Below are 9,748 nucleotides of genomic sequence, written 5' to 3' on the forward strand. Positions count from 1 at the left end.
AGGCTGAGGAGAAGAAAATGACACAGGTCGTCCGTTCCGTTAAACCGCTAGCCGCCAGTCCGATCAAAAGCGGACAGCCCCTTGGGGCCATCCTGGCCGCTATGGGGCTGGAAAATTGCATCCCGCTGGTTCATGGCGCGCAGGGGTGCAGCGCTTTCGCCAAAGTATTTTTTATCCAGCATTTCCATGAGCCCATCCCCCTGCAATCCACCGCCATGGAGCCGATTACCACCATTATGGGGGCTGACAATAATATTTCCGCCGCGCTGCAAACCTTATGCGAACGTAACGCGCCGCGCATTATCGTGCTGTTAAGCACCGGCCTGTCGGAAGCCCAGGGCAGCGATTTAAGCCGGGCGGTGGCATTATTCCGCGAAAGCCATCCCAAGCACCGGCAGGTGGGGATATTAACCGTCAGTACGCCGGATTTTTACGGTTCGATGGAAAACGGTTATGCCGCGCTGCTGGAAAGCTTGGTACAGCAATGGATACCCGCCGCACCTCCGGCGGGTATCCGCAATAAACGGGTGAATGTGTTTCTCAGCCATATGATGACCCCCGGCGATCAGGAGCTGATTCGCAGCTATGTGGAAGCGTTCGGTTTGCAGCCCGTCATGGTGCCGGATTTGACCCAATCCCTGGACGGCTATCTGGCCTGCGGGGATTACCACTCTCTGACTCAGGGAGGAACGCCGTTTCGTCTGATGGAGCAGTTGGGACAAAGCGCCGCGAGTTTCATTATCGGCGTCTCGCTGCAGCGGGTGGCCGCGCTGCTGGAGCCCCGTAGCCGGGGAGAATGCTTTCGTCTGCCGCATTTGATGACGTTACAACAGATGGATGAATTTATCCTGCAATTGCACCGTATTTCCGGGCGGGAGGTGCCGGCCTGGATCGAGCGCCAGCGCGGGCAATTGTTGGATGCCATGATTGATTGTCACGGCGCGCTGCAAGGCAGCCGGCTGGCGATGGCCGCCGAGGCGGATCTGCTGCGGGCATGGGTGGATTTCGCCCGGAGTCAGGGAATGGATGTGGGCAGCGTGGTGGCGCCGGTGAACCAGCCGGGCCTGGCGGCGCTGCCGGTGGAAACCGTCGTCCTGGGGGATTTGGAGGATTTGTCGGATTTGCTGGCGGCTAACCCGGCGGATATGATTTTTGCCAACTCCCATGCCGCCGGCCTGGCGGAGCGGCTGGATATTCCGCTTATCCGCACCGGCTTTCCCATTTATGATCGGCTGGGGGAATTTCGCCGTACCCGCCAGGGATATGCCGGTATGCGCGATACGCTGTTCGAATTGGGCAATGTCATGGAACATCGCCGGCATCACCAGCCGGTTTATCACTCTCCCCTTAAGCAGGATTTTTCCCGGATTCCCGCCGAACAGGACAGCGGATTATGATTAACTTCCAGCGCAATTTGCGGGTGACCACCGATTCGGACTCGGATTATACCCTGCGCGTCGCCTTCGCCAGCTCCGATTTACATCATGTCAATCAGCATTTCGGTTCGACGCCCCGGCTGGCGATTTACGGCGTGAAGCCGGATCGGGTCAATCTGTTGCAAGTAACGGATTTCATGATTCAGCCGGGACACGATTTGGATAAATTGGCCGGCCGCATCGCTGCGCTGGACGGCTGTCTGTCGCTGTATTGCGTGGCGGTGGGAGAGAGCGTATTCCGGCAACTGCTGCGGGTGGGCGTCAGGGCGGTAAGCGTCCCCGCCGCCACGTCCATCGCCCTCCTGCTGACGGAGATACAGGAAAACTGGAACGCCCCCTGTCTGCAACGCCATCAGGCCAAACGGGATCCGCACCGTTTCGAGCATTATCAACAGGAAACCCATTGGGAAGAGGACGAGTATTAATTGTGTCATTTCTCTGACAAAACCGACAACCCACCCCGACATGTTCGGGGTTTTTTATCGGCAGGGTGCGGCTATCTTATTGAAAAATCGCTAAAGATGTGACTGGCATCACATTTGCTCCTTATCTATGACCCTCTTGCGGAGCGACAACATGATTCAGATCGAAGCGGAAGCCTTGCAACAGCTCCTGGCCTTACAGCGGCAACTCACCGAACCCTGCGCCGGTTTACGCATCAGGCTGGAAGGCGACGGTTGCCAGAGCGGGCAGGTGACACTGGAGTGGACGCGACGGCTACGGGAAGAGGATTACCCCGTCAGCTATCAGGGGCTGGTCTTGATAGCCGCCATCACGCACTGGCCCTATCTGCACCGGGCGGTGATCCAGGCGGGCGCCCAGGGGCAGGAGCCGGGGATATGGATTGAACTACAACTGCAGGGGACAGCCTGTCACTGCGACAATCAGGTATGCGCAACACCACAGACAATGCTGTGAGTAGGAGAAAAATTTATGTGGAATTATTCAGAAAAAGTTAAAGATCATTTTTTTCATCCGCGTAATGCCAAAGTCGTCGAACAGGCGAACGCTATCGGGGATGTCGGCTCCATCAGCTGCGGCGATGCGCTCCGGCTGATGCTGCGTGTGGATCCGGCCACCGAAATCATCGAAGAGGCAGGATTCCAGACCTTTGGCTGCGGCAGCGCCATCGCGTCGTCGTCCGCCCTGACCGAACTGATTATCGGCCGCACCCTCACCGAAGCCTCGCAGCTGACCAATAAACAGATAGCCGACTATCTCGACGGTTTGCCGCCGGAAAAAATGCATTGTTCGGTGATGGGTCAGGAAGCGCTGCGGGCCGCTATCGCGCAATTCCGCGGCGAAGCGCCGGAAGCGGATCATGAGGAAGGGGCGCTGATCTGTAAATGCTTCGGCGTTGACGAAGGCCATATCCGCCGGGCGGTGTTGCAAAACAACCTCACGACGCTTGAGGATGTGATTAATTACACCAAGGCCGGCGGCGGCTGCACCTCCTGCCATGAAAAAATCGAACAAACCCTGGGCGAAATCCTGAGCCAACAGCCGGTGGTGGCCAAGGCGGCGGAAAAACCCCGCGACGAGAACTGGCTGGCGGTGGAGGAGGTGATTGCCGGGCTGCGTCCGCATATCCAGGCCGACGGCGGCGATATGCGGCTGCTGGATGTCACTGAAAAGCAGGTGACGGTATCCCTCTCCGGCAGTTGCAGCGGCTGCATGATGACCGATATGACCCTGGCCTGGCTACAGCAGAAATTAATCGAACGCCTGGGCCGTTTTATGCATGTGGTGTCGGATACAGCCACCACTTCCACCAGCGCAGTGTGAGGCAAAGCGATGAAACCTGTTTATCTGGATAATAACGCCACCACCCGTATCGATCCCATGGTGCTGGAAGCGATGATGCCGTTCCTGAGCGAACATTACGGTAATCCTTCGTCCATCCATGATTTCGGCCGGCCCGCCGGCATCGCACTGGAGCGGGCGCGGGAGCAGGTAGCCAGCCTGCTGGGCGCCCGCCACGACAGTGAAATCATTTTTACCTCGTGCGCCACCGAGGCCACCTCCACGGCTATCTTGTCGGCGGCGGAAGCCTACCCGGAACGCCGGGAAATCATCACCACCGTCGTAGAGCATCCCGCGACGCTGCAGGTGTGCGAACGTTTGGAGCGCCAGGGCTACGTTATTCACCGCGTGCCGGTAAACGGCGAAGGGGCGCTGGACTTAGGCATTTACCGGGCGGCCTTGAGCGATAAAGTGGCGCTGGCCACCGTGATGTGGGCCAATAACGAAACCGGGGTCATCAATCCGGTACGGGAGATGGCGGAGCTGGCCCATCAGGCGGGCGTCCTGTTCCATTGCGATGGGGTGCAGGCGGTGGGGAAGATTCCGGTCTCGCTGGCGGATACTGAAATCGATATGCTGTCCTGTTCCGGTCATAAGTTTCACGGCCCCAAGGGCGTCGGCGCGCTCTATGTCAGGCGCGGCACCCGCTTTAGGCCCCTATTGCGCGGCGGGCATCAGGAACGGGGCCGGCGCGCGGGTACCGAAAATATCGCCGGCATCGTCGGCATGGGGGCGGCGGCCGAGCTGGCGGATATTCATCTGCCGCTGATGGCGGCCCAGATTGCCGTCCTGCGGGACCGACTGCAGCACAGCATCACCAGCGCCATTCCTTATACCCTGGTAATGGGCGGCACCCAGCCGAGAACGCCGAATACGGTGAATATCGCCTTTGAATATATCGAGGGGGAGGCGATTTTGCTGTTGCTCAATCACTGCCGGATCGCCGCCTCCAGCGGCAGCGCCTGTACGTCCGGTTCGCTGGAACCTTCCCACGTCATGCGCGCCATGGGCATTCCTTATACCGCCGCCCACGGCACCATCCGTTTCTCCTTATCCCGCTATACCCGCGAAAAAGAGATCGAGTATGTCATTGAGCAACTGCCGCCGATGATTGCACGCCTGCGGGCGCTTTCACCCTACTGGCAGGGAGATCACCCCATGATGGCGGCGGATGCCGGCGGTTTTGTCCCCCCTTACGGGTAAGCACAGGAACAGACCAATGACCGCTATCGTGATTAACGACACCACGCTGCGCGATGGGGAACAAAGCCCCGGCGTGGCCTTCAGCGCCGTGGAAAAGCTGGCCATCGCCGTCGCGCTGACCGACATCGGGGTGGGCGAGCTGGAGGTGGGGACGCCGGCAATGGGTGATGAGGAGTGCCGGCGCATCGCCCAGGTGAGGCAGGCGTTGCCGGGCCAGACGCTGATGGCCTGGTGTCGCCTCAATCGCAAGGAGATCGGGCTGGCGGCGGATCTGGGACTGGATTGGGTGGATGTATCGCTGCCGGCCTCGGCCCAGATGCGCGATTATAAATTGCGCTTGAACTGGCCGCAAATGGCGCGGGAACTGGCAAGCCATATTCTTTACGCCCGCCGGTGCGGGCTGCGGGTGAGCGTGGGCTGTGAAGACGCCTCCCGCGCCAGCGACGAAGAGTTGGGACAGATAGCGCGAGTGGCCGGCGATGCCGGCGCGCTGCGGCTGCGTTTTGCCGATACCCTGGGAGTACTGGATCCTTTCGCCACCTACGATCGCATTAAGGCGTTACGTTGTCACTGGGATGGCGACATCGAAATGCACGCCCATAACGACCTGGGCCTGGCCACCGCCAATACCCTGGCGGCGGTGCGGGCCGGCGCCACCCACGTCAATACCACGGTAAACGGCCTGGGCGAAAGGGCCGGAAACGCGTCGCTGGAAAGCGTGGCCATGGCGCTGGAGACCTGTCTGCATAGGGACACCGGCATCCGTTTCGAACACTTGCCCGGCCTTTGCCGTCAGGTGTCCGCGGCGGCCCGCCGCCCCATCGACCCGCAGCAGCCCCTGGTGGGGGAACAGGTGTTTACACATGAATCGGGTATTCATGTCGCCGGTTTGTTGAAGAATGCCGCCTGCTACCAGAGCATCGACCCGGCCCGTTTCGGCCGCCATCATACCCTGGTGCTGGGCAAGCATTCCGGGCGTCACGCCGTGACGCGCATTTTTGCCGATTTAGGCTATACGCTGGCGGCGAGCCAGGCAGAGCAGCTGCTGCTGGTGCTGCGAAGCCGCGCCGAGGTGTGGAAACACAGCCCGTCGGAGGCGCAGTTGCAGCAATTATATAACGAATTATTCGGCGTACCGGGACCGGACATGGGGCTGGCGCTCTGCTCAGGGGGGTGATATGGAATGGTTTAACGCAATACCGGGCATTGATGAGATTGATACCGCCGAGGGCTTTTTCGACTTTTTTGACTTGCCCTACGATCCGTCGGTTATCGTCGCCAAGCGCATGCATATCATGGGGGATTTTCACCAGCGGCTGGCCGCCATCATCACCGTGCCGCTGCGGGATATACCGGAGGGGGAAGCCGGGGCGGCGGTGCGTAACAAGGCGTACTGGTCCCTGGCCCGGCATCTGCTGGGGTTGAGTTACGACCACTTTTTGCAGGGCACGCTGGCCGCACAGTCCGGTCTGGCGGTGTACCAGCGCAATAACAACAAGCGCTATTTCATACCGTTGAACGCCTTGAGCGAGGTGCGGCCATGAAACCCAGCTATGATTTCGGCTCCAGGGTCAGGGTTATCCGTTCGTTGCGCAATGACGGCACTTTCCCGGGCAAACCCCGCGGGGCGCTGCTGGTGCGTAAGGGCAGCATTGGTTATGTGCGGGAATGGGGCAGCTTTCTCCAGGATAATCTGATCTACCAGGTCCATTTTGTGGAAGATGACTGTATCGTCGGTTGCCGGGAGCAGGAGCTGATTTCCGGCAGCGCGCCCTGGATTGCCGGCGAATTCCAGTACGGCGATTGGGTCAGCGCCGCGCTGCCCCTGGCCATTGCCGGCCAGCCGGTGGTGGTGGCGGGGCAGGTGGGGCAGATCATGGATGAAATCCGCGATCGGCAGCCCATGTCCTATGTGGTGCTGTTCGACGGCCGGTTGTTCCAGGTGCCTGAAGCGGCGCTGGCGCCACAAGTATGCGAAAGCTAAGGGGAGGCGGACCGCAATGCAGCAATGGCAGGTTTATACCCGTTTGACATTATCACTGTCTCTATACCGCAATCCGCCGTGGTTATTGAGCGCGGAGCAGTCCGACGAATTCGAGCGGCAATATCACCGCCAGGTCAGCCTCGAAAGTCGGATAGAGGAACAGGCCGCGGCATGGGACATGTTCGCTTCTGAAGGTGAGGTTCAGGCCGCCCTGGACGCATTGAATCTGCGGGTGGCCGCTCAGGAGGAGTGGCCGGCGCAGCTGGCGCGCAGCGGTTTGGATCGCAACGGCCTCTATCGGGCCATGGCTCATCAGGTCCTGCTGGAAAAAGTCCTGGCACAGGTAGCCGAACAGGCCCCAGGGCCGGACGAGCAGCGTGTGGTTGAGTGGTACAAAGCGCACCAGGGGCAGTTTATCCGGCCTGAGCAGCGCCAGTGCAGCCATATCCTGTTGACGGTGGACGAAGATCAGCCGGATTGCCAGCCTCGCGAGGTGCGCCAACGCATAGACGAGATACATGCTCGCCTGGCGGAGGACTTCGGACAGTTTCCCCTGCTGGCCCAGCGCCACTCCCAATGTCCCACCGCCCTGGACGGCGGCAATCTGGGCTGGGTCAGCCGCGGCTTGCTGTTTGAATCCCTGGATAAAACGTTATTCGGAATGACGGCGCCGGGCATCAGCGAGGTGGTGGATAGCCCCATCGGGCTGCATATCCTCCATTACCGCGACATCCGCCCCGCCTCCACGCTGCCCCCTGACGAGGCCATAGCGTCCATTCGCCGGCAGTTCCGGGAAAAACTGCAAAAGCAGCACCAGCGGGTATGGCTGAAGGGGCTTCGCCCCTGATAGCGCTGCTAATGATATCAAGCGCGGCAGTCTAAAATGTTAATTAACCGGAAGCGGCGCATCGGTTAATAAACGATAATCCATAATGTCCCACCAGTCCTGTTGTTCAATATAGCGGTTGCTCCATTCCGGGCCTTCACACAGCTCCACTACCGATTTGCAATATTCTCCCAAGGCTTCGCTATCGGCGAACGAGACATAATGTTCCAGACAATAATCATCTTCACCCACGGTCCTTATATACCAGCGTTTGTTTTGTGCCATGGACAGTCGCCCATAGAACCATTTATCACGATCTGAAACCCATTGCCAAAGGCCGTAAGATCCCGGCGGGCACGCAAGGTAGGTTTATAAAGATACATAAGGTGCAACATAACGTTATCTCCTCGCCATCAAGATGTATTTATTTTATCTACCTTTCTAATGACATGCCCGGTTAGTGCACCAATGATAAAAGGTATCTCTGGATGTTTTTAATCGGCACGGCCGGAGACAAAGGTCACTTTTTATACGAAAATTATCTAAGTATTTTATCGATTAAAATTTGATAATGATCACGTTGTGAGATGCCTAAGAGCGAATGTTAAAAAGAGTATGCGACGGGGCTGGAAAGGACATAGGAAGGCGTGTCAATCACTCTTTTAATACTCAAGCGTGAACCCATGAATAGACTGGTTTTGAGAAATTATATAATAAACCTATGAAGTAGATTTTATTCATTGTCGTTTGATTCTTCCCAGGAGTACTACTATTTTAAAGAAAATGAAAAGACATCATATTATGAGCAGACGTTTTCGGTCCTCTCTGGTTATATGATCTTTTTGCTAGCCTGTAGACCGATAAAAGGCAAGAATGCGTAATGTCCCCTAAGCTTTTTCGTATTTATTCATCGACCTTCCACGGACGGAGTAATCCCATGATGCGTCTACAACTTGGCCAGCTCTATGATATTGAATATTCTTTAAATCCGATGAATCTTTTTTCGGCGAAGTTCTGCTGCCGTTGGAGAGGCTGAATCCAGCCTATGCCGAAGAGGCGGTACGGCATCTGGTGGCTACATTCGAAATGCTGAGGGCCTGTTTCATTTTTAACGGTATCGACAGCCGGACAAATATCCTTTCCGCCGATGATTCCTGCTTCAACCAAGCGTTCGAATGCCGTCCATCATCCGTCTCCGCGGATACGCGACAGGCAGATCTTACGGAGTATGTGAATGAAACTAGAAAGAGAATGTCCGTCGGGATACCGCCTTTGTTCCGGTATTGTCTTTTCACCAGCCATAACCCCCAACATCAGCGCGTGATATTTATCATCAGCCATTTGATATGTGACGGCATTTCCAGCAGGATCCTCTGGCGAGAATTTTCACGGGCCTACCGGTGCGCGGCAAAAGGGGGCGTCATTCCGCGGCAGTGCAACCGGCATTACCGCCGACTTGGGCAGGAGTTGATTAACCGGCACTGTTCGCTGATGGGACAGGAACGCATTTTTTTAACGCCCACGGCGGGTAAAAGAATCGATATAATGGCGAGCGCGCTATCGAGGGATCGCCCGGTCTGCTTAATGAAGAACCGGCGTACCGAAACCCGGCGCTTTCATGGCGAATCCCTTGCGCAGCTGCATTTTGCGGCTCGGGGGCAAGGATTGAGTTTATCGGAGTTTTTTCTGATGCTTCTGCTGCGAGCGCTTGCCTCAGTCTATGGCGAAGGTTTCGTCGCCGTCACGCTCTGGTTTGCGCCGCATTTTATCGGTGAGTGGCGAACGCCGGTATATGACCTGGTGGGCTCGGCGGCATTTCCAATGTCCGCATGGTTCTCAACGCAAGTTCATCAGGAGACAGCGGACGCCACCGTTGCCCTGAAACAGGGGTTATATGCCGCCATGGCGTGCGCCGCAGATTATGCCGCCTGGTTTTACGCGCCGGTCGCCATGGTACAAAGACCGACAATGCCGTCCATCAGCTTTAATTTCGTCGGCGATCCCCGGTTTTCGCCGGATATTCTTGCTTACCGTCTGGCCCCTGAAGAGGTGCGCATCGGCCGGGCCGATAATGAACTTGCCGAGTCCCTCTCAGTTGTGAAATTGAGACCTATGGCGATATGCTTGAACTCACTTTGGCGGCGTATCCCGATGGAGGTCTGGCCTCTCTCCCTTCCTTGCTTTTATTCAATATAGAAAAGGAATTATTTCCGCTGCTGGCCACTAAAAGTAAAAAGCGATTATAAGCTTGTGATTGTTGGAAATTTCATATTACCCGTAATTAACTTAACCGTTTTCTTCTTTTGGTGAAGTTATGAGTGCCATTACCAGACTTTATGCTATATATATATTATAAAAATAGTGAGGCTCAACGACATCAATAATGCCAATAATGAGTGTGATTATATAATGTGGCAACTCGAAATTTTAGTGAAACTTTTTTGATAAAAGTGAATAAAACAAGGGATTTTAAAATCTATATAGGGTATTAATATA

At 56.6% G+C, this 9,748-nt stretch carries 11 protein-coding genes; 10 read left to right on the forward strand and 1 reads right to left on the reverse strand.

Going from position 1 to position 9,748, the window contains the following annotated elements:
• The first annotated feature begins 17 nt into the window (after positions 1-17).
• The 9 genes from nifN to nifM all read left to right on the forward strand — a co-directional run bounded on the left by nifN (position 18) and on the right by nifM (position 7,273).
• Positions 18-1,397, forward strand: coding sequence for a nitrogenase iron-molybdenum cofactor biosynthesis protein NifN (gene nifN / locus GTU79_RS13515; RefSeq protein WP_203521535.1), 1,380 nt, complete (start codon positions 18-20; stop codon positions 1,395-1,397).
• Positions 1,394-1,861: a NifB/NifX family molybdenum-iron cluster-binding protein gene (locus tag GTU79_RS13520; RefSeq protein ID WP_132921725.1), complete on the forward strand. Its 468-nt coding sequence runs from the start codon at positions 1,394-1,396 to the stop codon at positions 1,859-1,861. Before nifN ends, GTU79_RS13520 begins: the two co-directional genes overlap by 4 nt.
• Before the next feature lie 151 nt (positions 1,862-2,012).
• Positions 2,013-2,354 carry a hypothetical protein gene (locus GTU79_RS13525; RefSeq protein WP_203521534.1) on the forward strand — a complete coding sequence of 114 codons (342 nt, stop codon included), beginning with the start codon at positions 2,013-2,015 and terminating at the stop codon, positions 2,352-2,354.
• A gap of 15 nt (positions 2,355-2,369) precedes the next feature.
• Positions 2,370-3,221, forward strand: coding sequence for a Fe-S cluster assembly protein NifU (nifU, locus tag GTU79_RS13530; protein WP_203521533.1), 852 nt, complete (start codon positions 2,370-2,372; stop codon positions 3,219-3,221).
• A 9-nt stretch (positions 3,222-3,230) separates the two neighbouring features.
• Positions 3,231-4,442 carry a cysteine desulfurase NifS gene (gene nifS / locus GTU79_RS13535; RefSeq protein WP_214514041.1) on the forward strand — a complete coding sequence of 404 codons (1,212 nt, stop codon included), beginning with the start codon at positions 3,231-3,233 and terminating at the stop codon, positions 4,440-4,442.
• A gap of 16 nt (positions 4,443-4,458) precedes the next feature.
• Positions 4,459-5,619, forward strand: coding sequence for a homocitrate synthase (gene nifV, locus GTU79_RS13540; protein ID WP_203521531.1), 1,161 nt, complete (start codon positions 4,459-4,461; stop codon positions 5,617-5,619).
• A 1-nt stretch (position 5,620) separates the two neighbouring features.
• On the forward strand, positions 5,621-5,986 hold the full coding sequence (locus GTU79_RS13545) for a nitrogenase-stabilizing/protective protein NifW (RefSeq protein ID WP_203521530.1): 366 nt from the start codon (positions 5,621-5,623) through the stop codon (positions 5,984-5,986).
• Positions 5,983-6,426, forward strand: a complete 444-nt coding sequence (locus GTU79_RS13550) for a nitrogen fixation protein NifZ (RefSeq protein ID WP_132921719.1) — start codon at positions 5,983-5,985, stop codon at positions 6,424-6,426. Before GTU79_RS13545 ends, GTU79_RS13550 begins: the two co-directional genes overlap by 4 nt.
• Positions 6,427-6,442: 16 nt before the next feature.
• Complete coding sequence (nifM, locus tag GTU79_RS13555; RefSeq protein WP_203521529.1) at positions 6,443-7,273, forward strand: nitrogen fixation protein NifM; 831 nt, start codon at positions 6,443-6,445, stop codon at positions 7,271-7,273.
• A 39-nt stretch (positions 7,274-7,312) separates the two neighbouring features.
• On the opposite strand, the gene GTU79_RS13560 is transcribed toward nifM, so the two are convergent.
• Positions 7,313-7,537, reverse strand: coding sequence for a hypothetical protein (locus GTU79_RS13560; protein WP_253073596.1), 225 nt, complete (start codon positions 7,535-7,537; stop codon positions 7,313-7,315).
• 738 nt (positions 7,538-8,275) lie between these two features.
• On the opposite strand from GTU79_RS13560, the gene GTU79_RS13565 reads away from it, so the two are divergent.
• A complete protein-coding gene (locus GTU79_RS13565) occupies positions 8,276-9,448 on the forward strand; it encodes a condensation domain-containing protein (protein WP_214514042.1) in 1,173 nt (390 codons plus the stop codon).
• Positions 9,449-9,748 lie beyond the last annotated feature (300 nt).

Source organism: Sodalis ligni (assembly GCF_016865525.2).
Classification (GTDB): Bacteria; Pseudomonadota; Gammaproteobacteria; order Enterobacterales; family Enterobacteriaceae; genus Acerihabitans; species Acerihabitans ligni.